This window comes from Pseudomonas sp. KB_15 (assembly GCF_052114525.1).
Lineage (GTDB): Bacteria > Pseudomonadota > Gammaproteobacteria > Pseudomonadales > Pseudomonadaceae > Aquipseudomonas.
Genome location: NZ_JBFREX010000028.1, coordinates 1 through 26,185, shown reverse-complemented (window position 1 = coordinate 26,185; position 26,185 = coordinate 1). Strand labels below are relative to the sequence as shown.

General features: G+C 59.3%; 29 protein-coding genes. 10 read left to right on the top strand and 19 right to left on the bottom strand.

The genetic code is table 11. The features are described 5' to 3' along the window. Positions 1–23 precede the first annotated feature (23 nt). Positions 24–761 (top strand): molecular chaperone, encoded by a 738-nt coding sequence (locus AB4Z35_RS20385; RefSeq protein ID WP_442099008.1) that lies wholly within the window; start codon positions 24–26, stop codon positions 759–761. 9 nt (positions 762–770) lie between these two features. Next, positions 771–1,097: a hypothetical protein gene (locus tag AB4Z35_RS20380; protein ID WP_442099007.1), complete on the top strand. Its 327-nt coding sequence runs from the start codon at positions 771–773 to the stop codon at positions 1,095–1,097. 32 nt (positions 1,098–1,129) lie between these two features. Here the strand turns inward: AB4Z35_RS20380 and AB4Z35_RS20375 are convergent, their stop codons facing one another. The 5 genes from AB4Z35_RS20375 to AB4Z35_RS20355 all read right to left on the bottom strand — a co-directional run bounded on the left by AB4Z35_RS20375 (position 1,130) and on the right by AB4Z35_RS20355 (position 6,625). Then, positions 1,130–2,077, bottom strand: coding sequence for a hypothetical protein (locus AB4Z35_RS20375; RefSeq protein WP_442099005.1), 948 nt, complete (start codon positions 2,075–2,077; stop codon positions 1,130–1,132). 133 nt (positions 2,078–2,210) lie between these two features. Continuing rightward, positions 2,211–2,978: a thiol:disulfide interchange protein DsbG gene (dsbG, locus tag AB4Z35_RS20370; protein ID WP_442099003.1), complete on the bottom strand. Its 768-nt coding sequence runs from the start codon at positions 2,976–2,978 to the stop codon at positions 2,211–2,213. Beyond that, positions 2,954–3,808 carry a prolipoprotein diacylglyceryl transferase family protein gene (locus AB4Z35_RS20365; protein WP_442099001.1) on the bottom strand — a complete coding sequence of 285 codons (855 nt, stop codon included), beginning with the start codon at positions 3,806–3,808 and terminating at the stop codon, positions 2,954–2,956. Before AB4Z35_RS20365 ends, dsbG begins: the two co-directional genes overlap by 25 nt. Continuing rightward, positions 3,808–5,550, bottom strand: a complete 1,743-nt coding sequence (gene dsbD, locus AB4Z35_RS20360) for a protein-disulfide reductase DsbD (RefSeq protein WP_442098999.1) — start codon at positions 5,548–5,550, stop codon at positions 3,808–3,810. Before dsbD ends, AB4Z35_RS20365 begins: the two co-directional genes overlap by 1 nt. 124 nt (positions 5,551–5,674) lie before the next feature. After that, the gene (locus AB4Z35_RS20355; RefSeq protein ID WP_442098997.1) at positions 5,675–6,625 is read right to left on the bottom strand and encodes a tetratricopeptide repeat protein; all 951 of its coding nucleotides are present in this window, start codon (positions 6,623–6,625) and stop codon (positions 5,675–5,677) included. Between the two features lie 190 nt (positions 6,626–6,815). On the opposite strand from AB4Z35_RS20355, the gene AB4Z35_RS20350 reads away from it, so the two are divergent. Then, positions 6,816–7,496 carry a response regulator gene (locus AB4Z35_RS20350; RefSeq protein WP_095968102.1) on the top strand — a complete coding sequence of 227 codons (681 nt, stop codon included), beginning with the start codon at positions 6,816–6,818 and terminating at the stop codon, positions 7,494–7,496. Then, positions 7,493–8,818 carry an ATP-binding protein gene (locus AB4Z35_RS20345; RefSeq protein ID WP_442098995.1) on the top strand — a complete coding sequence of 442 codons (1,326 nt, stop codon included), beginning with the start codon at positions 7,493–7,495 and terminating at the stop codon, positions 8,816–8,818. The genes AB4Z35_RS20350 and AB4Z35_RS20345 overlap by 4 nt, the downstream gene beginning before the upstream one ends. A gap of 184 nt (positions 8,819–9,002) precedes the next feature. Here AB4Z35_RS20345 and AB4Z35_RS20340 read toward each other — a convergent pair whose 3' ends face one another. From AB4Z35_RS20340 to AB4Z35_RS20300, 9 genes are all read right to left on the bottom strand, one after another. After that, positions 9,003–9,905 carry a metal ABC transporter substrate-binding protein gene (locus tag AB4Z35_RS20340; RefSeq protein WP_442098993.1) on the bottom strand — a complete coding sequence of 301 codons (903 nt, stop codon included), beginning with the start codon at positions 9,903–9,905 and terminating at the stop codon, positions 9,003–9,005. After that, positions 9,906–10,805, bottom strand: coding sequence for a metal ABC transporter permease (locus tag AB4Z35_RS20335; protein WP_442098991.1), 900 nt, complete (start codon positions 10,803–10,805; stop codon positions 9,906–9,908). Further along, positions 10,805–11,668, bottom strand: coding sequence for a metal ABC transporter ATP-binding protein (locus tag AB4Z35_RS20330; RefSeq protein WP_442098989.1), 864 nt, complete (start codon positions 11,666–11,668; stop codon positions 10,805–10,807). Before AB4Z35_RS20330 ends, AB4Z35_RS20335 begins: the two co-directional genes overlap by 1 nt. Next, the gene (locus AB4Z35_RS20325) at positions 11,665–12,591 is read right to left on the bottom strand and encodes a metal ABC transporter substrate-binding protein (protein WP_442098988.1); all 927 of its coding nucleotides are present in this window, start codon (positions 12,589–12,591) and stop codon (positions 11,665–11,667) included. Before AB4Z35_RS20325 ends, AB4Z35_RS20330 begins: the two co-directional genes overlap by 4 nt. A gap of 29 nt (positions 12,592–12,620) precedes the next feature. Then, positions 12,621–13,196: a DUF6162 family protein gene (locus tag AB4Z35_RS20320; protein ID WP_442098986.1), complete on the bottom strand. Its 576-nt coding sequence runs from the start codon at positions 13,194–13,196 to the stop codon at positions 12,621–12,623. Then, positions 13,193–13,522, bottom strand: a complete 330-nt coding sequence (locus AB4Z35_RS20315; RefSeq protein ID WP_442098984.1) for a hypothetical protein — start codon at positions 13,520–13,522, stop codon at positions 13,193–13,195. The genes AB4Z35_RS20320 and AB4Z35_RS20315 overlap by 4 nt, the downstream gene beginning before the upstream one ends. Beyond that, positions 13,519–14,061 (bottom strand): thiamine pyrophosphate-binding protein, encoded by a 543-nt coding sequence (locus AB4Z35_RS20310; RefSeq protein ID WP_442098983.1) that lies wholly within the window; start codon positions 14,059–14,061, stop codon positions 13,519–13,521. Before AB4Z35_RS20310 ends, AB4Z35_RS20315 begins: the two co-directional genes overlap by 4 nt. Next, a complete protein-coding gene (locus AB4Z35_RS20305) occupies positions 14,058–15,260 on the bottom strand; it encodes a PepSY-associated TM helix domain-containing protein (RefSeq protein WP_442098981.1) in 1,203 nt (400 codons plus the stop codon). The genes AB4Z35_RS20310 and AB4Z35_RS20305 overlap by 4 nt, the downstream gene beginning before the upstream one ends. Positions 15,261–15,562: 302 nt before the next feature. Next, the gene (locus tag AB4Z35_RS20300) at positions 15,563–16,021 is read right to left on the bottom strand and encodes a VOC family protein (RefSeq protein WP_442098979.1); all 459 of its coding nucleotides are present in this window, start codon (positions 16,019–16,021) and stop codon (positions 15,563–15,565) included. Between the two features lie 293 nt (positions 16,022–16,314). Between AB4Z35_RS20300 and AB4Z35_RS20295 the strand changes: the two genes are divergently transcribed. The 4 genes from AB4Z35_RS20295 to AB4Z35_RS20280 all read left to right on the top strand — a co-directional run bounded on the left by AB4Z35_RS20295 (position 16,315) and on the right by AB4Z35_RS20280 (position 20,538). Beyond that, complete coding sequence (locus tag AB4Z35_RS20295) at positions 16,315–16,584, top strand: hypothetical protein (RefSeq protein WP_442098977.1); 270 nt, start codon at positions 16,315–16,317, stop codon at positions 16,582–16,584. A gap of 101 nt (positions 16,585–16,685) precedes the next feature. After that, positions 16,686–17,300, top strand: coding sequence for a LysE family translocator (locus AB4Z35_RS20290; protein WP_442098975.1), 615 nt, complete (start codon positions 16,686–16,688; stop codon positions 17,298–17,300). Between the two features lie 206 nt (positions 17,301–17,506). Continuing rightward, entirely contained in the window at positions 17,507–18,664 is a 1,158-nt protein-coding gene (locus AB4Z35_RS20285) for a cysteine desulfurase family protein (protein ID WP_442098973.1), read from the top strand. A gap of 65 nt (positions 18,665–18,729) precedes the next feature. Next, positions 18,730–20,538 (top strand): aminopeptidase P family protein, encoded by a 1,809-nt coding sequence (locus tag AB4Z35_RS20280; RefSeq protein ID WP_442098971.1) that lies wholly within the window; start codon positions 18,730–18,732, stop codon positions 20,536–20,538. Here the strand turns inward: AB4Z35_RS20280 and AB4Z35_RS20275 are convergent. After that, a complete protein-coding gene (locus AB4Z35_RS20275) occupies positions 20,531–21,451 on the bottom strand; it encodes a LysR family transcriptional regulator (RefSeq protein WP_442098969.1) in 921 nt (306 codons plus the stop codon). The two genes, AB4Z35_RS20280 and AB4Z35_RS20275, sit on opposite strands and share 8 nt — an antisense overlap. A gap of 104 nt (positions 21,452–21,555) precedes the next feature. Between AB4Z35_RS20275 and AB4Z35_RS20270 the strand changes: the two genes are divergently transcribed. Beyond that, a complete protein-coding gene (locus tag AB4Z35_RS20270; protein WP_442099047.1) occupies positions 21,556–22,554 on the top strand; it encodes a zinc-dependent alcohol dehydrogenase family protein in 999 nt (332 codons plus the stop codon). Here AB4Z35_RS20270 and AB4Z35_RS20265 read toward each other — a convergent pair. Together AB4Z35_RS20265 and AB4Z35_RS20260 are read right to left on the bottom strand one after the other, a co-directional pair. Further along, complete coding sequence (locus tag AB4Z35_RS20265; RefSeq protein ID WP_442098967.1) at positions 22,551–23,141, bottom strand: 2-hydroxychromene-2-carboxylate isomerase; 591 nt, start codon at positions 23,139–23,141, stop codon at positions 22,551–22,553. The two genes, AB4Z35_RS20270 and AB4Z35_RS20265, sit on opposite strands and share 4 nt — an antisense overlap. 36 nt (positions 23,142–23,177) lie before the next feature. Next, positions 23,178–23,906, bottom strand: coding sequence for an SDR family oxidoreductase (locus AB4Z35_RS20260; RefSeq protein ID WP_442098965.1), 729 nt, complete (start codon positions 23,904–23,906; stop codon positions 23,178–23,180). A gap of 93 nt (positions 23,907–23,999) precedes the next feature. Between AB4Z35_RS20260 and AB4Z35_RS20255 the strand changes: the two genes are divergently transcribed. Beyond that, entirely contained in the window at positions 24,000–24,560 is a 561-nt protein-coding gene (locus tag AB4Z35_RS20255) for a TetR/AcrR family transcriptional regulator (protein ID WP_007993937.1), read from the top strand. A gap of 14 nt (positions 24,561–24,574) precedes the next feature. Here the strand turns inward: AB4Z35_RS20255 and AB4Z35_RS20250 are convergent, their stop codons facing one another. Continuing rightward, on the bottom strand, positions 24,575–24,856 hold the full coding sequence (locus AB4Z35_RS20250; protein ID WP_007993936.1) for a hypothetical protein: 282 nt from the start codon (positions 24,854–24,856) through the stop codon (positions 24,575–24,577). 168 nt (positions 24,857–25,024) lie between these two features. Continuing rightward, positions 25,025–25,912, bottom strand: coding sequence for a threonine/homoserine exporter RhtA (gene rhtA / locus AB4Z35_RS20245; protein WP_442098963.1), 888 nt, complete (start codon positions 25,910–25,912; stop codon positions 25,025–25,027). Positions 25,913–26,185: the final 273 nt, after the last annotated feature.

The window sequence follows — 26,185 nt, the reverse complement described above, 5'->3', positions numbered from 1 at the left end:
GTCCCAGTACGAGGCTTTATCTCATGAAATCCATTTATATGTTGTTGTGCACATTTTTTTTCAGTCTGTGTGCGCATGCCGGCCCCAGCCTGCAAATTGGTACCTTCTATGACTTTATGAAGGACAATCAAAGTACCTATCTGAAACGTATTCATAACGGTGGTACTTCAACGGCGTTCGTCAAGATCGAGATCAAGGAGATCTTTTATGAGAAAAATGGAAAATCCCGCGAAGTGCCCTTGAAGAGTGTCGATGGCCGTACCCGGGACGGTCTGGTCGCCAGCCCGGCGAGGCTTATCGTACCGGCCAAAGGGACTCAGGGTACTCGCCTGCTGTATACCGGCGATCGAAGTAAAGAGCGGTATTTTCGGGTTCGTTTTTTACCCGTCGTTCCTGAAAAAGAAGACAAGTTTGCCGTCTCGGACACTGAGCGTGAAACTTATGGAAAAGAAATGTCTGCCGGTTTTAACGTAATGGCCGGTTATGGCATGGTGTTTTTTGTTCGCCCGGCCAATACCCGTTTTGATACCAGAATCGATAACACGGCTAATGGTTATCAAGTGAAAAACCATGGCAATAGCGTAGTTGTCATCGATTCCTTCAAGGATTGTTCGGCGAAGAACGAAGATGATTGCAAGCCGACCAAAAAAGTCCACTTGATTCCAGGTCATGATTTCGCGTTCGACAAACAAGCGGGTCGAGTCTATCGCTACAACCTGATCGAGGACGAAAAGAAAACACCTGTGGTAGTGAAGAGGTAGTCAGCGTTCATGAGTCATGTTCCCCAAGGCACCGGCCCGGCGGTGCTGCTGGCCGGCAGTTTCCTGTGGGACCAGGCCAAGTGGGTGCCGCTGCGTATCAACGGGCTGGTGAGGGGCGCATTACCTTTGGCCGCGAGGATTTCATGGTTCGACTGGGTGAGTCATACCACCAGGATATCCCGCGTCCGCCGGAGGAAGCCCGTGAAGTGGCTGAGTCGATTGGCTGCCCATGGCTGCTGGTACCGGAGGCGGGGCAAATCTCGCGAAACACCTGAACGCAAGATCTTCAGCAACCTCGCTTTTACACTGATCCTGCGGTTTGCATGGGGGATGTAAAGCGGGCCGATTTGGGCTGATATACCTGATACTCAAGAACGCGCTGTCCAACACCATTGGGTTTCACTCACATCGATACCCAATGCGCGTAACTTCTCCGCGACGTATCTCAGGCAAGATCCTCCATCAGGCTTATAATGGCCGGACGCATCGTTGATGTGAACTATCACATTTTTAATGGGGGTGGTATTTGTCTTGGATTCAACTTTGAATTCGCCTGCGCAAATAACCGGGCGGCCGCTGCCCAGTTGGCTGTGTCGTATGTAATTCTGAGTGTCTGCATGCTTCCAGCGCCGATAGATGATTGATCCTTCCGGTGTATATACCCAGGTATAACTATCACTGTCTGCATTAGGGTGTAGTACCTCGGTTTCTCGTGTTTTCAATAGCTCACCAACCAGTTTTCCGTCTATCATTCCGATTAGTTGGCCAACACCATCAATTTTCGACGGATCGTAAGTGCGCCAGGATTTGAGGTCGGCGATGTAGGGCAGCCATCTGACCGGATAGGTTTGAGCATTCAAATCGATAGGACGTTTATCATTGTTTGTCCATGCAGACCATTCGATCTGTCCGGCCCAGACCTGATGCAGGTGTGTCGAGTGATTCCCGAGCCATTGATGGACCTTTCTGAAAGATGAATTACTGAAAATGCCGTTGACGGTCAGCGTCACGCCTCCAAGCTCCCAATCATCATTGACCAACGGATGATCTGTCGGAATTTGATAAATTGCTACATGCTCTATTTCACTTATGTGTACATCTGATTTTCCAAACAATCTAAGTATGTCAACTTCGATGGTGGTATTGGATCCGACACTCGGGGCCTGTTTCATTAATTGCATATTGGCTGTATGGCCCATGCTTATGTAAATGCTGTCGTCGGTGCCGGCCCAGTAATCGTTGCCGATGGTTATCGATACGCTGAGTTCGGTAACCATCGCACTCGGTTCAAAGGTTTTGGTGAATTCGCTGATCATTTTATTTGTCCTTGAGTTTTATCGAAAGTCCATCCATTGCCAAGATAAGACTATCTGATGACTCTAATGATCAGCTATATGTTTTAGGTGTTGCTTTATTGCCTTTTGTTAGTCTCAAGTATATGCCTGATGACTACTTCGGCCCGAGAATCTTCGCCAGCTTGTCCGGCGAAGGCGCGCCTTGCTGCTGTTGCAGATTGCCCTTGTCGTCCATGTAGAAAATCGCCGGTGTCGCTTGCAGCTCCAGTTCTTCCATCAATTGCATGTTGGCCGCGAATTTTGCCTGAATCGCTGGCGGCACTTCCTTCAGGGCCTTGAGCGAGCTGTCCTTGCCAGCGGCTTCGTGATCCTGCAGGGCTTTTTCCGGGTCTTTGGCCGCAAGCAGTGCGGCGGATTTCCCCGGGCTGTCTTCGCGGATGATGCCCACCATGATGTGACGCAACTGCACCTTGCCAGCCTTGACCCACGGCCGGGCCTGTTCCCAGAACATATTGCAGTACGGGCAGTTCGGGTCACTGAACAGGTACACCACGCGCGGCGCATCCTTTTTGCCGTCGCCGATCCAGTTGCTGGTTTCGAACTTGGCCCAGACTTCCTTGGCCATCGGTGCGTACACCAGTTTCTGCAATGGCGCGCTGCTCAGGTCATTGCCTTCAGCGTCATACAAGTTGCCCAGCAACACGTGTTTGCCACCCGGAGTCAGGTACAGCGCCATGCCGCGGTTCTGGTATTGCGCGGCATAACCACGCAAGCCGTCGGGAGCGTCGAACTGACCGACGATTTTCGCGCCCTTGGCCTCGATTTTCTTGATGGCATCGGGCAACTCTTCGGCCTGTACCGACGGCAGGTGCAACAGGGCAGCACCGAGGCTCAGGGTCAGCAGGTGGCGGAGGCGGGGCATGGCAGTTTCCTTGAAGAGGTGACGGGTACGGTGTCGAAGTTTTCCAGCGCGCGGGCCAGACTGGCTTCCGACAGCTCGCCCAGATGACTGCCCAGAAGGCGACCTTCGGGGCTATAGAACAGCGTAGTCGGCAATGCCATGGAGCCGACGGCCTGGCTCAGACGCCCGCCGCCGTCGAACAGCACGTTGGTCAGGCTCAGGCCCTGGGTTTCCAGAAAGGTCGCGACGCTTTGCATGCTTTCCGCCTGATTGACGAACAGGAACGTCAGGTCCGGCCGGTGTTGCTGGGCGTTTTCCAGCACCGGCATTTCCCGGCGACATGGCGGGCACCAGGTGGCCCAGAGATTGATCACCAACGGGCCCCCCTTGTAGTCGGCCAGTTGCACGACTTCTCCGGCGGCGTTTTTCAGGGTGATTTCCGGCAGGCGTGTGCCTTGTTCATAAATCGACAGGGAGAACGTCGCCAACAACCAGAACGCCAGGCCACTGGCCACGCCAAAACCCAATGGACGGCGCAGGCCCGGGCGACGCCAGCCGCGATACAGCGTGGCGAGCAAAACGACAATCACCCCCGGCCAGGCAAGGAAACCGCCATCGCGCAGGTCGATGACCTGCCACGGATCGTTGCGATAGTGCGCCCAATAGACCGCCACGAAGCTGATCCGGGCCGCGAGCATGCCCATCAGAAACAGGCTGAACAGTACCGACTCGGGGTTATCTCCTCCTCGCCTGGCCACCCGCCAGCCAATAAAAGTGGCCAGCGCCAGTGCACTGATCAACAGCAGGTGATTGAGCGCGATGGCAAAGGTGCCGAGGGTGAAGGTCAGCATTAACGGGCGTCTCGGGTGGTGGTCCAGCGTTGCAGGAAAGTATCGGCATCGACCTCGCCGGTGATGCGCTGATTGCGACGCTCTTCACCGTCAGCGCCAATCCACAGCAGGCTCGGTGGCCCTGGCACTTTGTAACGGCCGAGCAGTTCGCTGCTGGCGGCATTGTCGGCGGTCACGTCCAGTCGGAGCAAGCGCACATCGCTCAGGGCTTCGAGGACACGGGCTTTGCCGAACACCTGCTTTTCCATGACCTTGCACGACACGCACCAGTCGGCGTAGTAGTCCAGCAGCACCCACTGGCCCTGAGCCTGCGCGGCGTCGAGTTCCCGTTGCAGTGCCTGCGGATCCTTGATGGTGGTGAAGGCATCGTGGCCAACCGGTACGGCGGCTACAGCCTGGTTCGAGGCGCGGTAGACCTGCAATGGATTGAACGGATCATCACTGCCACCGGCCGCCCCGATCACCAACAGGCCACCCCACAAACCGAACAACAACGAACTGGCGCCAAACAGGTGCGCGACGCGGCCGAAACCTTCCGACTGTTTCCAGGCGCTGTAGGCCGCGATCAACAGCAGTGCACCGCACAAGCCGACCCACAGGGATTCGTCCAGCACCGGGCGCAGCATCAATAATGCGGTGGCGAGGAACAGGAAGCCGAAAATGCCCTTGACCAGGTTCATCCACGCGCCAGGCTTGGGCATGAAGCGATTGCCGACGGTCACCAGCAACAGCAGCGGCACACCGATGCCGATGCCCATGGTGAACAGAATCAATCCGCCATGCAGCGCGTTACCGCTTTGCGCGATGTAGAGCAGGGCGCCGGCCAGCGGTGCGGTCATGCACGGGCCGACCAGCAGACCGGACAGCGCTCCCAGCACCCCGGCACCGATCAGACTGCCGCCGCGTTGATTGCGCGAGACGTTTTCCAGGCGATCGCGCAAGGCTACCGGCAGTTGCAGTTCGAAGTAGCCGAACATCGGCAGTGCCAGCAGCACGAAAATCGCCGCGAAACTCCCCAGCAGCCAAGGGTTCTGCAACCAGGCTTGCAGGTTCGCCCCGAGGGATGCAGCCAGGACACCCATCACCGCATAGACCAGCGCCATGCTGACCACGTAACTGCTGGCCAGGGCGAAACCACGCTTGGGCGTGGCACCACTGCCGACGATCAATCCGGCCAGAATCGGCAGCATCGGCAATGAACAAGGCGTGAAGGCCAGCAACAGGCCCAGGCCGAAGAACAGCAAAAGGCTCCAGCCCAACGCCCGTTGTTGCAGGCTGCTGGCCAGCGCCTGGTCCGGTGCTTCAGTGGCCGTGTTCGCCACACGGGCATCGCCCAGATCGACGATTCTGGTTTGCGGTGGATAACACAAACCCGCATCGGCGCAACCTTGGTAACTGACTTTCACCTGACCACCGGCCCCGGCTGGAATCTTCAGTTCCAGGGCCTGGCGATAGACTTGTTGCTGACCGAAGAACTCATCGCTGTGATCTTCGCCTTGGGGCAATGCGGGGTGCTGCGCGACAGGCAATCCGTCGAACTTCAAGCGTTTTTGATACAGGTAATAGCCGTCGGTAATTTGCCAAAACAGTTGAGTCTCACCGGACTCCAGGCGTTCGGAAGTAAAGGCGAAGGCTTTGTCGACTGGAAGAAAGTCGGGTTTGGTTTCAAATGGATTGTTGCCAGCCTGGGCCTGACCCAGGCTGGCAATCAATGCCAGTAGCAAAAAAACGAAGTAACGCATCGACAACACCTGGAGGTTTACATAATCCGTTCACGATGATGGCCATCGATTAACCGGGTGTTAACGCAGTGAAGTCGAGCGTTTGCTGTGACAGATGCAATGAGTTGTCGTTGACCTGGCCCGATCACCTGGCCGAGCTATAGGTCAGCCTGTACTCGGACATTGGCGGATGATCAGCCTCCCATTGCCGGGCAAAGACTTTCGCCGCGTCGATCTGAGCGGCTGTCATGTCTTTTGCAATGGTCTGGAGGTCCTGCGCGGCCGAAGTATGCACGGACAACTCCCGGGTGGTTTCGGTGATCAGCCAGAACATACCGTAACTTTTGACCAGATCTTCCGTGAATCCATACTCATCAGTCCCGTCATCGTATGTGTAAAAGCCCCCGACGGCACGGCCATAGTTCAGCAACGCATGGACATCATTGAGCTGTATACGTTTTTCCAGCCATTGACGCCTGACAGGCAGATCCCGATTGATGGGGGGACGATTGGCGTACCAGGTTATCGCCTTCGAAAGACCGCCCTCGGCGGCTTTTTTCAGCAATGCGTCAATGGCCGCTTCCCGTTCGATGCTATCGGTAATGAGATTTTTGTCAGCGTCATACTTGATCGCGAGAATGTACTGGGCCTCCATCGATCCGGCATCGGCCGCTTTTTTCAGCGTTGCAATGTTCTGGTCCAGTTCGTACAGCTCAAGCATGGCGTCGGCATTGCCTTTATCCGCCTCTGCCTGAGCCAGCTCCCTGGCCTTTTCCCGTGAGTCATCGTCGCCCAGCCGCATCAGGGCATACACGTGATTTTGCGCTGCGGCCAGTCCATACCACTTTTTGGCGTCATCGGTCAGGCCGTTTGCCCGGCCTCTGAAGACTTCGCCCAAGGCGTATTGCGCATCCCGATTGCCAGCCGTCGCGCCGATAGTCAGATAGGTTTGCGACTGGGTGAATTCACCCAGGTTGTACAATGCCAACCCCTTCGTCGTGGCGTGTGTTTGCAGTTCGGTTATTTGCGTGGTGTGCATGACCAGGCTGTCACGCAGATTGAAAAGTGTCTTGAGCGCAGTTTCGTAGGTGTACATAGTGGGTACCGGTGTTGAATTGAATTTGAGTGCTACCCGACACAGACTATTGAGATGGGGGGGGATGGATGCGGTACATATGTATTGCATTCAATCAATCCGGGTGCACCATCATTACCCTCCGGGTCGCGGGCATAATCCGGGCTTAATCGACGGTGTATTCAATCGTCATATTTGCGAAGGTTTCACCATGCACGTACTGGTTTGCGAAGACGATGAGCTGATCGCCAGCGGCATCGTCGCCGGCCTGACCGCCCAGGGCCTGACCGTGGAACACGTCGCCACGGCGTCCGCCGCCCGGGCAATGCTCAGGGTGGCGGAGTTTGATGTCATGGTGCTCGACCTCGGGCTGCCGGACGAAGACGGCCTCAAGCTGCTGCAGCAGTTGCGCCATCAAGGCCTGGAATTGCCGGTTTTGATCCTCACCGCGCGTGATTCGGTCACCGACCGCGTCGATGGCCTGCAAGCCGGTGCCGACGACTATCTGCTCAAACCATTCGACTTGCGTGAACTGGCTGCACGCTTGCATACGCTGTTGCGACGGGTAGCGGGCCGCAGCGTCAACCTGATCGAACACGGAGCCCTGACCTACGACCCGAGCAGCCGCGAAACCACACTCGCGGGGCAGCCGGTGGACCTGTCGCGTCGCGAGCAGTCATTGCTGCAAGCCTTGCTGCATAATCGTGGCCGGGTGCTGTCTACCGAGCAGCTCAAGGACAGCGTCTACGGTTTCAACGACGAGCTGGAAAGCAACGCCCTCAACGTCCATATCCATCACCTGCGGCGCAAGCTCGGCAACGGCATTGTCGAGACCGTGCGCGGCCTGGGTTATCGCCTGGGGCCGGCTGATGGCGGAGAAGAATCGAAGTGATGAGTCTGCGTTTGCGCCTGAGCCTGACGCTCGGCGCCGCCTTTGCGTTGATCTGGGCCCTGGCCGCGGCCTGGATGCTCAGCGATTTGCGCAATCAAATGATGTTTTCCCTCGACCAGCGCCTGGTGGCGTCGGCGCGCATGGTCGCCGGCCTGATGGAGCAACTGCCGCCCGTGCCGAGCAAAGGCGAGGGCACCCACTTCAGCGCCGAACAATTGAACATTCCGGGCGGCATGGCGTGTCAGGTCAGCTCGTTGCGCGGTGAAATCCTCGCCCGCAGTCACACCGAGCCGCAGCAGACCCTGGAGGCCGAGAAACTCGGTTTTCACGATCAGATGATCGACGGCGCGCCGTGGCGCAGCTTCACATTGGCCCGGGGCGATCTGCGCATCACCACCGCCGACCGGCAGATCGAACGTGAGGCGTTGAACATGTCGATCCTGCTGGCTGCTTCGGTGCCGGTGGGCGTGGCGTTGCTCGGCTGCCTGTGCCTGCTCTGGCTGGGTATCGGCCAGGGGCTGGCGCCGCTCAACCGCATGCGCGACGCCTTGATGCGCCGCAGTGCCGACTCCCTCGAGCCCTTGCAGATCCAACCGCTGCCCAGCGAGCTGCAACCCTTGCTGGAAACCCAGAACCAGTTGCTCCAGCGCATCGGCAAGACCATCGAGCGCGAACGTCGCCTGACCGGAGACGCGGCCCACGAACTGCGCAGCCCGCTGACCGCGATCAAGACCCACTTGCAAGTGGCGCGGATGACGGACGGCAACGCCCGGGACCAGTCCCTGGCCCGGGCCGAAGAGGGGGCGGACCGCATGCACCGGACCCTCGAACAATTGTTGTTGCTGGCGCGCGTCGAGGGCAGTCTGTCGTTCGACGACGGTGTGCAATGCAACGCCGAACAAGTGGCGAAACTGGCGATCCAGGACGCGGCGAGCGGCGATCGTCAGCGCATCAGGTTTCAGGCTCCGGGCAAGGTCTCCGCTGCGCCGGTACAAATGCCCGCCGTGCTGTCGATTGCCGCGCTGCGCAACTTGCTCGACAACGCTCTGCGTCATACCCCCGCCGACAAAGCGGTGGAGTTGAGCCTGGAAACCACCGGCAATCGTGTGCAGTTCGTGGTGCGCGACCATGGGCCGGGGATTGCCGAAGAAGATCTGCAAAACCTGACCCAGCGCTTCTGGCGCAACGGCCAGAGCACCGGTTGTGGTCTGGGCCTGGCGATTGTCCAGGCCATCGTTCAGCGTTGCGGTTGCACGTTGCATTTCGATAGCCGGCCGGACGGCTTGCGGGTCGAGCTGACGATGCCACTGCAACCGGCCTGAAAAACACCATACCCCCCCTGTAGGAGCGAGCTTGCTCGCGATGTTCGATAACGATAACGCGTGCTTTCTGAATGCACGCGGTGTTCTTGAGTCCATCGCGAGCAAGCCCGCTCCCACAGGTGACCGCATTCCAAATGTGGGAGCAGGCTTGCTCGCGAAGAACGATAACGCGGCCCAACTGAGGTCACGCCCCGCCAAGCCCCTTGATCAACAAGTCCACATTCCCTTCCAGTTCAGCCACCGGATCCTCGGCATCGGTACTCAACACCACCCACCGGCTACCCGACTCGGCAATCACCGCTTTCAGTGCATCCGACGGCTGCCGATGATGCAGCACCACCGCCACGTCATTGTCCTTGAGTGTTGTGGCCAACTGCCTGAGCGCTTCGGGTGTCCACTCGGCCTCGGGGCGTGCGTCCTGGCCGATCAATTCCAGATTGAGACTGCCGATCAGGTAGCCAAAGTGATCGCTCAGGCTCATCACACTGAGGTTATCCGCGTTGGCCAGGCGCGCCTCGCTGGCGGCGCTGAGTTTGAGCAAGCGCTGCTTGAGCGCTGCCAGGTTGGCGTCGATTGTCGGCTTGGCCTCGGGGGCCAGGCGCACCAGATCCGCCGCCATCACGTCGGCCATCCGCCCCATGTTATTGCTGGAAAACCACGGCTGACTGTTCAGCCCGTCGACCTTGTTGCCGGGTTGCACGGCAATGCCGGGCAGGGCACCGTCTACCGGGCGGGCGGCGTCGACTTCGACGATACGGATATTGCTGCGGCGCGCGATCGGGTACAGCGGGTCATCCGGCCACAGTGAGCGCAGGCCGATCACCGCATCGGCATCGTCCGCCAGTCTGGCCAGCGCCGGGGCGCCACGGCCAGTGAAGTAGGCGGTCTGGCGGCTGCCGGGCAGGTTGGCCGGGGCTGCACGTTCGAGGCTGACATCGGTGCCCTTGAGCAACACTTCACCCAGCCCATACGTAATCGGCAAGGAGGCCAGCACACGCAGCGGTTTGCCGTTGTCGGCGGCAATGCTCGTTGTCGCCAGTCCACACAGGGCAACGGCCAGGGTCAGTTGACGCAGTGAAAAAATCATTTATCCAAGGTTCCCTTTCAGGCTGGGGACAACGCCGCGCGCGATGGCGGCCAGGGCGAAGGCGATACCGGCCATGAGGATGATGGCGGCGCCGGACGGGATCGGCAGGTCGAAGACAATCGGTGCGAGAATCCCGCATAGCGTGCTGACGGTGGCGATCAACACCGAACACCAGAAAAAGCCCTTCAGCGATTGACTGAGCAGGCGTGCCGCGGCGGCCGGAATCACCAGCAGGGCACCCACCAGAATCGCGCCGATGACTTTCACGGCGGCGACGGTGATCAGCGTCACCAGAATCACGAACAGGTAATCCAGGGCTTTCACCGCCACCCCGCGCACCGCCGCCAGTTGCGGATTGAAGCTGGCGAGCATGATGCGATTGTACAGCGGCAAAGCCAGGGCCATGACCAGCGAGCCAACGATGGCCAGCACCAGCAGGTCATTGCCGTTGACCGTCAGCACCGAGCCGAACAGTACGTTTTCCAGAATGTGCACGTTGATCTTGCCCGCCAGAATCAGCAGCAGGCTCGCCCCCAGGGCGAGCGACACCGAGAGGAACACGCCGATCAAGGTGTCCGGCGCCAGACCGGTGCGGTTGCGCAGGTAATTGAGCAGGATGCCGAACAGCAGGCAGTAGCCGAACAGGCTGCCGTAGGGGCCGGTATAGGGTTCGCCGAGCAGAATGCCGATGGCCACGCCGGTCAGCGCAGCATGACCGACCGCCTCGGAGAAAAACGCGAAGCGCTTGACCACCACCAGCGTGCCCAGACCACCCAGCACCGGGCCGATCAGCAGGCCGGCGAGCAGGGCGTTGACCACAAACCCATAGGCCAGCGCCTCGGGCAGATAACCCGACGATGCCCAACCCTGGACCATCAGGCGAAAAGCTTCGTAACTCATCAGGCAAGGCTCCGTGGGTGGGTCGAGAACAGCGTCAACAGACGCTCCGGTGTCAGAGCCTGTTGTGGCGTGGCGTCAAACTGCACCCGGCGATTGAGTCCGGTGACGTGATCGGCCAGGCGCCCGACCGCTTCCAGGTCGTGCTCGATCCACAGCACGGTGATGCCCGCTGCTCGCCAGTCGCCGAGCAAGCGCTCGAACACCTGAATGCCGGCCTCATCGAGGGCTGACATCGGTTCGTCGAGCACCAGCAGTTGCGGAGGCGGGATCAGCCCCTGTGCCAGCAACACCCGTTGGCGCTCACCGCCGGACAGCGCGCCCATGCGTCGCTTGCGTTTGTCCTGCATGCCGACCCGTTCCAGTGCCTCCCCAATCGCCGCCGCGTAGTGTTTGCTCAAACCGAGAAATGCCGGGCGGCGCTGGCACATGGCGGCCATGAAATCGTCGACAGTCATCGGCAAGCCCCGGTCGAACTCCAGGGCCTGTGGCACATAGCCAATGGTCCCCGGTCCGGCGGGCCATTGCAGGCTCAAGCGGCCCTGGTGGGGCATTTGCCCGAGCAGGGTCTTGATCARCGAACTCTTGCCGCCGCCGTTGGGGCCGACCAGTGCGTGCACGCTGCCGGGGCGGACCTGAAAGGTCACCTTGTTGAGGATCGTCGTGCGCCCGAGGGTCAGGCTGACGTCGGAAAAATCCAGGGTCGGTCCCGAAACCTGTGGGAGCGAGCCTGCTCGCGATTGCGGTGTGTCATTCAACGATGATGTTGACTGACTGGGCGCCTTCGCGAGCAAGTCGAATCGTCGCACCGCCGCTCCCACAGGGTATTCGGCGCTTGGGGTGGTGAGCGTTTCTTTCGATGTCATGCGCCCGACTCCTGAATCGCCCGCACCACGGTGTCGAGGTTGCCGGTCATTTCCTTTTCATACTTGTCGGCGGCGTATTCGCCGTAGGAGATGTGCGACAGCGGATACAGCTTCACGCCGGATTCGCGCTGGATGGTGTCGACGTAAGTGGACGGGAAATCCATCTCCGAGAAGATCACCTTCACGTCCAGCTCACGCAGTTGGTCGATGGTCTTTTTCAACTGGCTCGGGCTCGGTTCGATGCCATGGGCCGGTTCGACCACGGCCGTCACCTCCAGGCCGAATTCGCGCAGCAGGTAGTCGTAGGCCGCATGCACCGTCGCCACACGCAGTTCGGCATTCGGTGCCTGGGTCAGTTTGGCCAGGGCGTCGGCGCGCATTTTGCGCAGGCGCTTACCGTAGGCGCGGGCGTTTTCGGTATAGGTTTTGGCATTGGCCGGGTCGAGCTTGCCCAGCTCCCGGGCGATGTTGTTGACCTGGGCAATCGAGGCGCTGATCGACAGGAAGGTGTGCGGGTTCACCACTTTGCCCGCGCCGCGCGCGGCAACACCGGTGGCGGCCAGCAGCGGCACGTTTTCGTTGGCTTCGATCACCGGGACATTTGGGGTTTCGCTGGCGGCGATCATGCGGTCGGCGAAATCATCATGGCCGACACCGTTGAGCACGATCACGTCCAGCCCGCTGATGCGCTTGATGTCTTCGGCGCGGGGTTCATAGGCATGCGGGTTGAAACCGGCCGGAATCAGCGGCACCACGTCAGCCTTGTCGCCGACGATGTTCGCCACATAGCTGTAATAAGGGTGCAGGGTGATGCCGATGCGCAGGTGCTTGGTTTCGTCGGCGCTGGCCAGTGATGGCAGCAGGCAAGCCAGCAGGCCCGCCAGCAGCAGTCGCAGGAAAGAACGTTGAGATGAAATAGGCATGGGAAAACGGTCTTCTCTCGGGTGAGGGTTCAGTGCCGGTACTGRCGGGTCACGCCGGCATCGAATTGCGCGACGATCTGCTGCCAACCGGCGCTTTCGAGCGCTGCGTCGCTGAGGTCGGCCGGAGCCGTGAGCCTGTTGTCGCGGTTGAGCCAGATGTCCGGTGCGGCATCGTCGGTTGCGCTCATGTGCAGCAGAAACGAACCGGCGACTGTCGGCTTCTGGCTCTGGCCGAAGTAGGCCTTGGTTTCGAGCAGATGCCAGGCGTGACCGCCACGGCTGACGGCACTGGCATCCTGGGCAAACGGGGCAAAACCTTCCTCGGCGAGGGCCTCGGGAGTCGGCAGCGTTTGCTGTTCCTGGCGCAGCAAATGGATCTCGTCCAGCGTCACACGCAAATCGGCGTAGATGCCTTGCTCGGCAGCACTGAGGTCGCGGCGGGCATCCAGTTGATGGCTGCTGACGCTGCTCACCTCATGGGTTTCACCGCGCCAGAGCACCACAGTCCCTGCGACCRCGAGAATCACCAGACACAGCAACAGAATGTAGAGGGTTTCGTGGCCGGCCCCGGCCGGGCACACGACTTGGGTCGTTGGAGTGCTCATGGCGCTTCGATGTCCGTCTGGTCAATTTCCACCACGTGGCCGGGGCCGGCATCGAACAGCACATAGAACTCGGCGCCGGGTTTCTTGAAGGTCAGGGTCGAATCAGGCCCGAGCTTGCCCGGCACCAGAATGGTTTCGTCGTAGCCGATCACATCGAGGGTCACGCCCGGAGCGCCGCTGCCGTCGGAAAAACCGCCGGTGCACTGGATCTGTTCGGCGTCGATGGCCTTGCATTCGCACATCGGATTGTGGGCCAGGGCGCTGGTGCTGAAGCCGGCGCAGAGCACCAGCAACACAGCGTTGAGCGGGCGAAGAGGGTTGATCATGGTTTGCCTCCTTGTTTGTTCAGCCAGGCGATGGTGGCGGGGGATGCCTGACTCAACGGAACGAATGCCTGATGCAAGGTGCCGTCCCAGCCTTCCATGGTGATCCACAGTTCAGCGCCGGCCGTGGTTTTTTCCGGGACGGGCAGTGAAGCGCCCATGCGGTACGGCGTACCGAAGAAAATCACCCCGGCGGCGCGCAGGCTGCGGGGTTTGCCAATACGCAGGTAAGTGGCCTTGACCTGTCCGATACAGGCATCGCACAGCGCGGCGTTGAAGCCTTTCATGTAACCGGCCGGTCCTTCGAGCAGCGGGGCTGAGTTGCGCAATTCCGCCAGGCGCAGGCTCCAGGGGCCGACCCGGACTTCGCCGACCTCGCGTTCGCCCAGGCCGCTGTCGCCACGCATCAATGCTTCGTCGGCGAAATACTTGGGCATGAAACCCAGTGGAATCAGCAGCAACAGGACATTCAGGTGAAAGCGCCATTTGTGCCAGAACACGCTCAGGCGCGAGGGTTGCGAGGCCGCAGTGACTTTGCTCACAGGTTGGCCTCCGACGCTTCGTTGTTCGTGGCCGGTTGCGCCGCGGAGCCGCGCTGTTTCTTGTGGCTGCGTTTGAAGGCATTGGCCGTGGCCAGTGCCGTGCGTTTGGTCCAGATCAGCAGACCGCTGAGCACCATCATGCTCAGCAGCAGGCCGAAGAATGCCCAGATCAGTTTGATCCACAGTCCGCCGAAATCTCCGGTGTGCAGCGGGCGCATGGACTCGGTGACGAACTCCAGGGCCGAGCGGTCCGAGATCAAGCGCGTGGCGGCGATTTCGCCGTTGTACGGGTTGAGGGTGGCGGTCTGAAACATCAATGGATACCAACCGCGTCCACCGACATCCAGATGGCTGTAGGCATTGCCCGGCAGGCTGACGAAACTGGCCTCCAGACCGGAGATCTCCTGCGTGGCGATTTCAATCGCGCGGTCAAGGTCAATACGCGGCGGGGGCGACCCATCGGGCGACAGCGGTACCGCTTCGCGGGACATCGCCGGGATGATCTTTTCCGTGGAAATGGAAATCTGGTTATCGGACAGCAAGGCCTGGATCAGGAACCAGGTGCCGGTGATGGAAATCACCGCGATGAACCAGATCGACCAGATGCCGCTCAAGCGGTGAAAGTCGCCCCAGAAAATTCGCGCGCCGTGGCGAATACGCAAGGTCGGGTGGAAAAAACCTTTCCAGAAACGTTTGTAGACCACAAGCCCCGTGACCAGCGAAGCCAGCAGCGGCAGACCGAGAAACGACACCAGGTACCAGCCCCAGCTGTAACCGTTGGTGAACGGTACCAGCCACCAAGCGTGCAAGGCGCGGGTGAAGGCGCGGAAGTTGAACTCCGGCGCGACACCCTGGATCACGCCGCTGTACGGATTGACATAAATCACCACCGAGCGCCCGTCGGGGTAGCTGACTTCGACATCCAGGGCAAAGTGCGATTCGTCGGGACGGCTGATGCTCTGTACCACAGTCTGCGGTTCGGCCTTGTTGATGGCCTCGATGACCTGCTGATAGCTGAGCAGCGGGGCATCGTCCGAGGGTTGGGTGGCACGCATTGGCGGGTTGACCAGCCAGACGATTTCCTGGCYGATGACGGCCAGGGTGCCGGTCACACACACAATCAGTACGAAAAACCAGATCGGCAGCGCCAGCCAGCTATGGACCAGGAACCAGATTTTTGAACCGGACTTCTTTGACATGTTGGAGGTCTTGCCTGGATGAGTGGCCGCTCGGCTGCGGGCTTCGCAGGGCTGAGTGCCGTAAAGGTCCAGTCGTGGCTTTTGCCTACGCGAAAGGACTGCATCTAGGTAGGACGGATGAGCAGGGGAAATCCCGAAAGGGGAAATGAAAGAAAATGTTTCGCGAGAGGCAGAGAGGCAGAGCGAGCGGAACAAGCCCGCTCCCACAGGGGCCTTCAGAGATCACAAGTCCCGCGTAAGATCGGGGACCCACTGTGGGAGCGAGCCTGCTCGCGATGAGGACCGAGAGGGTAACGAAGGTCTCAACCCTGACTGAACATCTCCTTCGCCCGTTGCTCTATCTGTTCCTGGGTCAGGTCTTCCTTGCGCGTGGCCAGGAACCACAGGTGTCCGTAAGGATCTTTCAAGGTGCCTGTACGGTCGCCGTAAAACTGATCCTTGACCTCGGATACAACGGTTGCGCCGGCATCGATGGCTTGTTTGTAGGACTTGTCGACATCCGTCACGTACAAATGCAGACCCACGGACGGCGAATTGTCCGGGTTGCTCAGCGGCCCTTGATCGCACGGTGTGCCCAGCATGATCGGGCAATCGCCGATGCGCAGTTCGGCGTGACCGACACCGCCATCGGGCATGGCCAGGCGCATGACTTCAATGGCGCCGAAGGCTTTTTTGTAGAAAGCGATGGCTTCGGCAGCTTTGTTGATGGCCAGGTAGGGGGTGATGCTGTGATACCCCTCTGGAATGGGTTTGACGCTCATGATGGATCTCCCTGTTCCTGTTCTGCGAATAGATAGACAGTGCCTGCGCCGTTACTCGGCCGAATAAATATAGGTCAGCCTCTTTCGCCTCACCGAGCGCCCGACGAGCAGCAGCGCCACACAAGTGCCATCAAACCGGCTCCAGCCAGTGCGCTCCCGGCCCGCGCTCTCCCGGCACATCGACAATGATCGCCATTTCTTGATAGCCACTATTGAAAGCGTTGATTTCTGCTGCCCGGGAGGCGCGGGTAGCCTGTGTTCATTGCCTCGAACCCAGTCGCCAGGACGCCAAAATGAAACCGATGATTGCCACTTTGCTGATGCTCGCCGTCACCGTACTCGCCGGATGTGCCAGCCATGTTTCCCCTGAGCTTCGCCCTTACACGGCTGAAGAAAGCAAGGAACTGGCATTGGAGGCGCTGAACCGCCGCGGTTTGTCCTTCGACGAATACCATGCGAAAAAAGCCGAACTGCTCGGCCAGCCGCAGAAGGCGTTCGGCTTCGACAACCAGGGTGAAATGAACGCCGGGCGATCTGTACAGCTGCACGGTCGTCCGAGCTGAGACAAAACTGTACTGCTCCAAGTTTCGCGTAACTGTCCATGGGTTTCGCCCAAGGTGTGCGATAGGGTCAACACCTGACCGACCCTGACGGACTGCCACCCATGACGCTCTCACTCGATCTGCTGCTGGGCTTCGCCCTGTTTGCCCTCGTTACCTCGATCACGCCCGGCCCGAACAACACCATGTTGCTGGCATCCGGGGTGAACTTCGGATTCAACCGCACGATTCCGCACATGCTCGGCATCACCTGTGGCTTCTTCGTACTGGTGGTGGCGGTCGGTTTTGGCCTTGGCGCGGTGTTCCAGACTTACCCTTTGCTCTACACCGTGCTGCGCTATGTGGGGGCGGCGTATTTGCTGTATCTGGCCTGGAAAATCGCCCATTCCGGACCAATGTCGGAGAGCCAGCAGGGCGAGGCGAAACCGATCAGCTATTTGGGCGCCGCCGCATTCCAGTGGGTCAATCCCAAGGCCTGGATCATGGCCATTGGCGCCATCAGCACCTACACGCCGATGCAGGGTTACTTCACTAATGTGATCGTGATAGCGGCCGTCTTTGCGATCATCAACCTGCCGAGCGTCGGTGTCTGGGCCGCTTGCGGCACGCTGTTGCGCAACGTTCTGAAGGACCGCCGCTGGCTGCGCCTGTTCAATTGGGGCATGGCCGCGCTGCTCGTGGGTTCGCTGTATCCACTGTTGCTCGAAAGCATTAGCTGACGCATTGCTTCAACCGGTTGCCCGATGCCTGTTAAGCTGACTTTTCAGGAGCGTTCCTACGCACTATTAAATGAAGTAGTTCTTCTTTAACGGCATCCGATCAGGTATTGGTAACGTCCTGGAAACCGCGCGCAGCTCACAAGGCTGCGCTTTGCCGTTTGCAGTCACGAGCTTCCTGACCCCGGAACACGCTCTGCGAGTCTTTTATGAATAAACGTCCGTTGTATTTCGACTACGCCGCCACTACGCCGGTGGATGAGCGGGTCATCAAGGTGATGGTCGAGTGTCTGGGCTTTACCGGCAATTTCGGCAACCCGGCTTCCAGCTCCCACGCATTCGGCCAGCAGGCCCGGCAATCGGTGGAACAGGCGCGACGCCAGGTCGCCGAACTGGTCGGCGCGACACCTGAACAGATCGTCTGGACCTCAGGCGCCACCGAATCCAACAACCTCGCGCTCAAAGGCGTAGCCCAGGGCCGCGGCACTGGCGGTGGTCATATCATCACCAGCCAGATCGAACACAAGGCCATTCTCGATACCGCCAGGCAACTGCAGGATGTCGGTGTAGCGGTAACTTATCTGGTGCCGGACGCCGATGGCCTGATCACCGCGCAAGCGGTCAGCGAAGCCATGCGCGAGGACACCTTCCTGGTCTCGCTGATGCTGGTCAACAACGAACTGGGCACCCTCAACGACATTCCCGCCATCGGTCAGGTCGTACGTGATCGCGGGGCGTTATTCCATGTCGACGCCGCGCAGGGCGCGGGCAAAGTGGCGATCGACCTCGCGCAGTGGCCGGTGGACCTGATGTCTTTTTCCGCACATAAACTGTACGGCCCCAAAGGCATCGGTGCGTTGTACGTCGGTCCGCGTGCACAACAGCGTTTGCAGGCGCAGATCCATGGCGGTGGGCATGAGGGCGGTTTGCGTTCCGGCACCCTGGCGACCCATCAGATCGCGGCCATGGGCTCGGCCTTCGCACTGGCGGCGGCTGTGTTCGATGAAGAGAAAGCCAGCATCGTGCGTTTGCGTGAACGCTTGCTCGAGCAACTGTTGAGCATTCCCGGTGTACGGCTCAATGGCAGCCCGACCCGGCGCATTCCCCATACCCTGAGCCTGACCTTCAGCGAAGGCGAGTTCAACCCGGCAGCGTTGCTGTCCTCGATCGCGTTTTCCGCGACCTCGGCCTGCAATTCCGCCAGCAATACCCCATCCCATGTACTGCTGGCCCTGGGGCTTGATGCCCGCTCGGCCAGTCGCACCATCCGCTTGAGCCTCGGGCGTTTCACCACCGAGCGGGATATCGACCAGGCGGTTCAACTGATCAAGGCAGCCTGCGCCAGTGCTCCGGCATTCTGGCAATAGGGCGACGAAGTGCCGACGTTGATCGGTACTCAACAATAATGATGAAGTGGTTAGCAGGAGACACGATGAATACGCAGCTTTCGATCAATGGATCGGTGCCCCAGCGCCTGGCGCAAACCCGCGAACTGATGAGCCGGGAGGGCATTCACGCCTTGCTGGTGCCGTCGGCCGACCCGCACCTGTCCGAGTACCTGCCGGGTTACTGGCAAGGACGCCAGTGGTTGTCGGGTTTCCATGGTTCGGTCGGCACCCTGATCGTGACCCCGGATTTTGCCGGCGTTTGGGCCGACAGCCGGTATTGGGAGCAGGCGACCAAGGAACTCAAGGGCAGCGGCATTGATCTGGTCAAGCTGCAACCGGGGCAACCCGGGCCACTGGAATGGCTGGCCGAGCAAACCCCCGAGGGTGGCGTTGTCGCCGTCGATGGTGCGGTGATGGCCGTGGCTTCGGCACGGACCCTGGGCGGTAAACTTGAAGAGCGTGGCGCCCGTCTGCGCACCGACCTCGATCTGTTGAGCGGAGTCTGGAGCGACCGCCCAAGCCTGCCGAACGAACCGATCTATCAGCACGTGCCACCACAAGCGACCGTCAGCCGTGGCGAAAAACTCGCCAAACTGCGTGAAACCCTTAAGGCACGGGGTGCCGACTGGCATTTCATCGCCACTCTCGATGACATCGCCTGGCTGTTCAACCTGCGTGGCGGCGACGTGTCATTCAACCCGGTGTTTGTTTCTTTCGCCTTGATCAATCAGCAACAGGCCACGCTGTTTGTCGCCTTGAGCAAAGTCAGCGCCGAGTTGCGCGCAATCCTCGAACAGGACGGTGTGACCTTGCGCGATTACAGCGAAGTCGCTGCCGCACTGCGCGCCGTGCCGAGTGGTGCGAGCCTGCAAGTCGACCCGGCGCGGGTCACGGCGGGGTTGCTGGACAACCTCGACAGCGGGGTGAAACTGATCGAAGGCCTGAACCCGACCACCCTGGCCAAGTCGCAAAAAAGCCTGGCCGATGCTGAACACATCCGTCAGGCCATGGAACAGGACGGCGCAGCGCTGTGCGAATTCTTCGCCTGGCTGGACTCGGCTTTGGGCCGCGAGCGCATCACCGAACTGACCATCGACGAAAAACTCACCGCCGCCCGTGAGCGTCGTCCGGATTATGTGTCACTGAGCTTCAATACCATCGCTGCGTTCAACGCCAATGGCGCGATGCCGCACTACCACGCCACCGAAGAAGAACACGCGGTGATCGAAGGGGACGGTCTGTTGTTGATCGATTCCGGCGGCCAGTACCTGGGCGGCACCACCGACATCACGCGGATGGTTGCGGTGGGCACCCCGACCGATGAGCAAAAACGCGATTGCACCCGCGTCCTCAAGGGTGTGATTGCCTTGTCCCGCGCGCAGTTCCCGAAAGGCATTCTGTCGCCGCTGCTCGATGCAATCGCCCGTGCGCCCATCTGGGCGGAAAGTGTCGACTACGGTCACGGCACCGGGCATGGCGTCGGTTACTTCCTGAACGTCCACGAAGGTCCGCAAGTCATCGCCTATCAGGCCGCACCTGCACCGCAAACCGCGATGTTACCCGGCATGATCACGTCCATCGAGCCGGGCACCTATCGTCCGGGTCGTTGGGGGGTGCGGATCGAAAACCTGGCGATGAACCGTGAGGCAGGCAAAAGCGAATTTGGCGAGTTCCTGAAGTTCGAAACGCTGACCATGTGCCCGATCGACACGCGCTGCCTGGAAGCATCGCTGCTGTCGGACGAGGAAAAGCAGTGGTTCAACGCCTATCACGCCGAAGTGCGCGAGCGCCTGAGCCCATTGGTCGAGGGGGTGGCCCTTGAGTGGCTGAACACTCGTACCGCGGCTATTTGATTGCTTTCAGTTCGGGCGCTGTCTCCAGCGCCTGGCTCATGTAGTCAACAAACGCTTTGACCCTGGCGGATTGGCGACGATTCGCCGGGGATACAGCATGTATCGGCAGCGACAGCGTGCTGTAGTCCTGCAAAATCGCGATCACCCGGCCAGCTTTCAGGTCTTCGCTGAACAGCCACACCGGTGACAGCGCAATCCCCAATCCCCCCAGCACCAGTTCGCGGATCGCCTCGGAATTGTTGCTCTGCGCATTGCCCTTGATCCGCACTTCGTGACGTTGGGCGTCTTTTGTGTACACCCACAGGTTTTGACTGCTCAACAGATTGAACATCAGGCAGTTGTGCCTGCTCAGTTCCTGTGGTGTTTGTGGTTGGCCGTTTTGCCTGAGGTAGTCAGGTGATGCGACGGTCACCCGGTGGGTCGTGCCAACATGGCGAGCGATCAGGCCACTGTCGTTCAGGGCACCGATCCGGAAGGTGACGTCCAGCCCTTCGCTGACCAGATCCTGGTTTTGATCGCTCAGTTGCAGGTCTATCTGTACGTCAGGGTAGTGTTTGAGAAAGCCCGGCAATCGGGGGGCGATCTGCAATCGTCCGAAACTGACCGACGAGCCGATTTTCAACGGTCCGGCGACCCTTTCCCGACCGGACTGGAAGCTATGTTCTGCCGCATCCACGGCGGCGAGGATGATTCGGCATTCGTTGTAGTACCGCTGACCTTCATCCGTCAGGGATAACTTGCGGGTGCTGCGGGCAATCAGCTTTCCACCCAGTTGTGTTTCCAGCGCTTGCAGCACTTTGCTGATGGTCGGCTGACTGGTCTGCATCTCCCGGGCAACGGCGGAAAAGCTGCCCCGCTCGACCACCCGTACGAAAATCGCCATTGCATTGAGCTTGTCCACGGGATTCCTCATTGATGCTTTTTCAGCATGGTTACTATAGCTATATAGCGTCTTATCAGCATGAGTTGGTCGAGGCAAGATTGATCCTGCATTCAATTCTGATGGGACATTGCGAAATGACTGACTCACTGGATATGCGCGCTCTGATGGTCGACTCGGCCAATGCGCCGTTACGCCTGGTTTCCATCGCACGGCCGGTGCCCCAGGCGGGGCAGATATTGGTCAGGATCAAGGCCAGTGGTGTGAATCCGCTGGATGGCAAAATCCGCTCCGGGCAGGCGGCTCATGCAGGTCAATCGTTACCGGCGATATTGGGTATGGATCTGGCCGGAACCGTAGAAGCGTTGGGGGAGGGCGTTAGTGGCTGGCTGCCGGGGGATGAGGTGTACGCCATGGCCACCGGCATTGGTGGTATTCAAGGTTCATTGGCCGAATACGCAGCAGTTGATGCACGGCTGTTGGCTCGCAAACCGCACAACTTGAGTATGCGCGAGGCTGCCGGATTGCCGCTGGTGCTGATCACCGCTTGGGAAGGTCTGGTGGACCGGGCTCGCGTTCGACCCGGGCAGAGGGTATTGATTCATGGTGGTGCCGGTGGCGTCGGGCATGTCGCCGTGCAAATCGCCTGCGCTTTTGGTGCTGTAGTTTTCGCCACGGGTTCGGCCGTGCAGCGATCGATCATCGAAGGGTTCGGCGCGACGTTTATTGATTACCGCAAGTCTTCAGTCGAAGACTATGTGGCTGAGCATACGGCCGGAGAGGGCTTCGACATTGTCTATGACACCGTAGGGGGGGAAACGCTGGATGCGTCATTCAAGGCGGCGCGGATGTATCACGGTCATGTGCTCAGTTGCCTTGGTTGGGGGCAGCACAGCCTGGCACCGCTTTCCTTTCGCGGGGCGACTTACTCCGGTGTCTTCACTTTGCTGCCGCTCCTGACGGGCAAGGGGCGTGAGCACCACGGCGAGATTCTGCACCAGGCGGCGCGGTTGATTGAGGCGGGTAAGCTCTTGCCGTTGCTTGACCCGCACTCGTTCACATTGCAGACCGCAGAAGCCGCCCATGCACTGCTCTTTTCGGGAACGGCAAAGGGGCGGTTGGTGGTCGAGATTTAACTCAAGGCTTCGAGCACGAAGTCCAGTCGATCCTGGCCGAAGTACAGCTGGTTGTCGACAAACATGCTCGGTACGCCGAATACGCCGCGCTGCACCGCTTTCTCGGTATTGTCCTTGAGTGTTGCCTTGACTGTTTCATCGGCGGTCAGTGCCAGCACCTCATCGGGATCGAAACCGTTGCCGTTCAGCACCGCCGCCACGGTTGCCGGGTCATTGAGGTTGCGGCCGTCGACCCACAGGGCGTTGAACAGGCAGTCAATGAAGGCGACAAAGCGCTCGGGATGGTGCAACTGAATGCCGGTCACGGCGCGCATCAACATGAGGGTGTTGATCGGGAAATGCGGATTGAATTTCAGTGGCACGCCATAGCGCCGGGCATAACGGTCGAGGTCCTGAATCATGTGGCGGCCCTTGGCCGGAATGGTCGCCGGGGAGGCGTTGCCGGTGGCCTTGAACACACCGCCGAGCAGGATCGGAATGTAGATCAGTTGGCTGTCGGTTTGCTCACAGATTGCCGGTAGCTGGGTATACGCCAGGTAAGTGGTGGGGCTACCCAGGTCAAAAAGGAATTCCACGGTTTTGCTCATGGTCGGTGCGCTCTGCTTATTGTTGTAGGGGAGGGCTTACCAGCGTTCGCTCCAGGGGCGAAGGTCCAGCTCGAAGGTCCAGGCATCGCGGGGCTGGCTGTGCAGGTACCAGTAGTTTTCGGCGATATGCTCGGGATCGAGGATGCCGTCCTGATCCTTGGTGGCATATTTTTCGGGGAAGCTTTCACGGATGAAGTCGGTATCGATGGCGCCGTCGACGACGATATGGGCAACGTGAATGTTCATCGGCCCGAGCTCCCGGGCCATGCTTTGCGCCAGTGCACGAATGCCGTGCTTGGCACCTGCAAATGCGGCGAACCCGGCAGCGCCACGCATGCCTGCGGTGGCACCGGTGAACAGGATCGTGCCGCGCTGGCGCTTGGCCATGCGCTTGGCCACTTCACGGGCGTTGAGAAAACCGGAAAAACAGGCCATTTCCCAGATCTTGAAATACTTGCGGGCGGTTTCTTCGAGAATGCTGCAAGGCACGTTGGCGCCAATGTTGAAGACAAAGGCCTCGATGGGGCCGATCTGGTTTTCGATTTGCTCGACCAGCGCGATCACGTCTTCTTCTTTACGTGCATCGCAGGCAAACCCGTGGGCCTCGCCACCATCGGCCTCGATGGCATCCACCAGTGGCTGGAGCTTGTCTGCACTGCGGCGGGTGACGCAGGCGACAAAACCTTCCTGGGCAAAACGCTTGGCAATGGCGCCGCCCGTGGCATCACCTGCACCGACGACCAGTACGACCTTCTTGTTATTCATGGGTAGATCCCTTTTGGTAAACGATCGTTAACTAAACGAACGTTATGCTACGATTCGACTGACGTCAAGATGATCAACTCTGAGGGAAGGGCAATGCGTTATTCGGCCAGTCACAAGCTGGAAACCAGGCAAAGGCTGCTGGAAAGCAGTGCGTTATCGGCCAAGAAGTCCGGATTTTCAACGGTGGGCGTGGACGGCCTGATGAAAGCGATTGGCTTGAGTGGGGGCGCCTTCTACAGCCACTTTTCATCGAAAGACGAGTTGTTCGCAACCATTGTCGAGCGTGAGCTGGGTCAAAGTCTGGCGCGACTGGGGGAAGGGCAGGACCGTGAAAAGCTTGAGCGCTGCTTGAAACAGTACCTGAGCATGTCTCACGTCGAGAATCCGGAAACCGGTTGTGCATTACCGGCATTGGGGGCGGAAATTGCCCGTTCCGACGAGACTGTCCGCCAACAGGCAGAGCACTGGATTTGTCGGCTGCAGGAAAGTTGGGCGGGGGTTCTGCAAAGCGACAGCCTGGCGTGGGCGATTCTGTCGCAATGTATTGGCGCGCTGGTCGTGGCGCGCATGCTGGCTAGCCCGAATATCCAGCGCACTGTGCTGAAGTCCAGCTACGAGGAAATTGGCCGTCAGATCGCAAGTCCGAGAACCTGACGCGACGGCCCTGCCTACTTGCAGATGACAATCATACTGCGGCTGGTATAGCCCGCAGGGTTGAGGCCAAACGGATAATCGCCGGGTTCTTCCACAGCATCTCCCGACTTGGCAATGACCTTGTATCCCTTGGGTGCGCAGGAGTTGGCGGCGCTGGTGTAGCACTTGTCCCAGGACGAAGACAGTCCGGAACAGTTGATGTGTAGCCCTTTCTTGCCGTGCTTGATCTGTGTTTCCGAGGTCGCTGCGCAGCCCGCAATTGCAAGTACGGCGATCAGCATCAAAAATCGTTTCATTACTGTCCTTAAAGCGTCCCGGATCTTGTGCCCGGGTCTGGCTGCATTCGCTTGCACTTGAAGCGTACCGATATTCCTATCTGGAATTGTCCATGGTATGACCCTGGGTTGCGGGGCTAAACATGGCCTAATTGAGCGGCAAATACCAGACCCGTGTCATATCTGCTATCAATCTGCTGCTACTGCTGGCCTGGCGGCACTGCTCATGGTCATGGTTGCGCCGACGGATGCCAGTATGATGCACAGGATTGCCGTCCACTGCGACAGTGAGAGGTATTCATGAAGGAACAGCAAGCCCGATAACGCGCCGAAGGCAGGCTCGATACTCATCAGTGTGCCGAAGGTTCTGGCCGGCATGCGAGTCAGCGCGACCATCTCCAGGGTGTAGGGGAGGGCAGTGGACAAGATGGCGACACCAAGGGCCACAGGGATCAATGATGGGGTCAGCAGGGCGGAACCAGCATGGACAATGCCGATAGGGGCCACGAATAGCGCAGCGATCATTACCCCCAGTGCGGCGGTTTGCACACCATTGTCGGCCCCTGCTTTTTGGCCGAACAAAATGTACAGCGCCCAGCAGACACCTGCCCCCAAGGCATAACCGGCGCCTACCAGATCGATTCCTGCGGTCGCTTCTCCCGTCGGAATCAATAACAGTAAGCCGACGGCCGCCAGGGCGATCCACAAGAAGTCGATCGCGCGACGTGAGGCGTAGATCGCCACGGCCAATGGGCCGGTGAACTCAAGAGCCACCGCGATTCCCAGCGGGACTGTTTGCAATGACATATAGAAGAGGAAGTTCATGCCGCCCAGCGCCATCCCGTAGACGATGACGGTGCGCAGGGATCTTGCGGTGAATTTTGCCCGCCATGGACGCAGTATCAGCATCATGATCACGCTGGCAAAAATCAGTCGTAATGTTGTCGTCCCTTGAGGACCAACAACAGAGAACATGCTTTTAGCCAGGGAGGCTCCGGACTGGATCGATGCCATGGCTATGAGCAGCAGCCCAACCGAGAACAGAGTAGAGGCTAGGCTGCGAGGCTGATCATTCATTACGTGGCATCGTCCGAAAATAGGAAGTAAGGGCATTTTTTTCGTGATGGGCAATATACTGCGCACTCACCGCGGGCGCGTCTATATATAAGCAGCGTTTTTGCACATATCTGTACAAAACCAGAATCAGTGCTTGACGGCAGATTCTGGAGGCCTATAATTCGCCCCACTTCCGGCKCAGTCGAAACGGAAAACTCCTTGGTAAACAAAGAGTTACGCAGTTTTCGGCAGTGGTTGCTTCAGTTCATCGAAGCGCAAAGGAAGTTGAAAAAG

Bases quoted from the DNA above. Each gene is read 5' to 3' on its own strand.
- AB4Z35_RS20325 (WP_442098988.1), bottom strand. From the start codon at position 12,591: ATGCCTATTTCATCTCAACGTTCTTTCCTGCGACTGCTGCTGGCGGGC.
- AB4Z35_RS20350 (WP_095968102.1), top strand. From the start codon at position 6,816: ATGCACGTACTGGTTTGCGAAGACGATGAGCTGATCGCCAGCGGCATC.
- dsbG (WP_442099003.1), bottom strand. From the start codon at position 2,978: ATGCCCCGCCTCCGCCACCTGCTGACCCTGAGCCTCGGTGCTGCCCTG.
- AB4Z35_RS20385 (WP_442099008.1), top strand. From the start codon at position 24: ATGAAATCCATTTATATGTTGTTGTGCACATTTTTTTTCAGTCTGTGT.
- AB4Z35_RS20295 (WP_442098977.1), top strand. From the start codon at position 16,315: ATGAAACCGATGATTGCCACTTTGCTGATGCTCGCCGTCACCGTACTC.
- AB4Z35_RS20250 (WP_007993936.1), bottom strand. From the start codon at position 24,856: ATGAAACGATTTTTGATGCTGATCGCCGTACTTGCAATTGCGGGCTGC.
- AB4Z35_RS20290 (WP_442098975.1), top strand. From the start codon at position 16,686: ATGACGCTCTCACTCGATCTGCTGCTGGGCTTCGCCCTGTTTGCCCTC.
- AB4Z35_RS20365 (WP_442099001.1), bottom strand. From the start codon at position 3,808: ATGCTGACCTTCACCCTCGGCACCTTTGCCATCGCGCTCAATCACCTG.
- AB4Z35_RS20260 (WP_442098965.1), bottom strand. From the start codon at position 23,906: ATGAATAACAAGAAGGTCGTACTGGTCGTCGGTGCAGGTGATGCCACG.
- rhtA (WP_442098963.1), bottom strand. From the start codon at position 25,912: ATGAATGATCAGCCTCGCAGCCTAGCCTCTACTCTGTTCTCGGTTGGG.
- dsbD (WP_442098999.1), bottom strand. From the start codon at position 5,550: ATGCGTTACTTCGTTTTTTTGCTACTGGCATTGATTGCCAGCCTGGGT.
- AB4Z35_RS20340 (WP_442098993.1), bottom strand. From the start codon at position 9,905: ATGATTTTTTCACTGCGTCAACTGACCCTGGCCGTTGCCCTGTGTGGA.
- AB4Z35_RS20380 (WP_442099007.1), top strand. From the start codon at position 771: ATGAGTCATGTTCCCCAAGGCACCGGCCCGGCGGTGCTGCTGGCCGGC.
- AB4Z35_RS20265 (WP_442098967.1), bottom strand. From the start codon at position 23,141: ATGAGCAAAACCGTGGAATTCCTTTTTGACCTGGGTAGCCCCACCACT.
- AB4Z35_RS20270 (WP_442099047.1), top strand. From the start codon at position 21,556: ATGACTGACTCACTGGATATGCGCGCTCTGATGGTCGACTCGGCCAAT.
- AB4Z35_RS20355 (WP_442098997.1), bottom strand. From the start codon at position 6,625: ATGTACACCTACGAAACTGCGCTCAAGACACTTTTCAATCTGCGTGAC.
- AB4Z35_RS20285 (WP_442098973.1), top strand. From the start codon at position 17,507: ATGAATAAACGTCCGTTGTATTTCGACTACGCCGCCACTACGCCGGTG.
- AB4Z35_RS20255 (WP_007993937.1), top strand. From the start codon at position 24,000: ATGCGTTATTCGGCCAGTCACAAGCTGGAAACCAGGCAAAGGCTGCTG.
- AB4Z35_RS20275 (WP_442098969.1), bottom strand. From the start codon at position 21,451: ATGAGGAATCCCGTGGACAAGCTCAATGCAATGGCGATTTTCGTACGG.
- AB4Z35_RS20300 (WP_442098979.1), bottom strand. From the start codon at position 16,021: ATGAGCGTCAAACCCATTCCAGAGGGGTATCACAGCATCACCCCCTAC.
- AB4Z35_RS20315 (WP_442098984.1), bottom strand. From the start codon at position 13,522: ATGATCAACCCTCTTCGCCCGCTCAACGCTGTGTTGCTGGTGCTCTGC.
- AB4Z35_RS20280 (WP_442098971.1), top strand. From the start codon at position 18,730: ATGAATACGCAGCTTTCGATCAATGGATCGGTGCCCCAGCGCCTGGCG.
- AB4Z35_RS20375 (WP_442099005.1), bottom strand. From the start codon at position 2,077: ATGATCAGCGAATTCACCAAAACCTTTGAACCGAGTGCGATGGTTACC.
- AB4Z35_RS20335 (WP_442098991.1), bottom strand. From the start codon at position 10,805: ATGAGTTACGAAGCTTTTCGCCTGATGGTCCAGGGTTGGGCATCGTCG.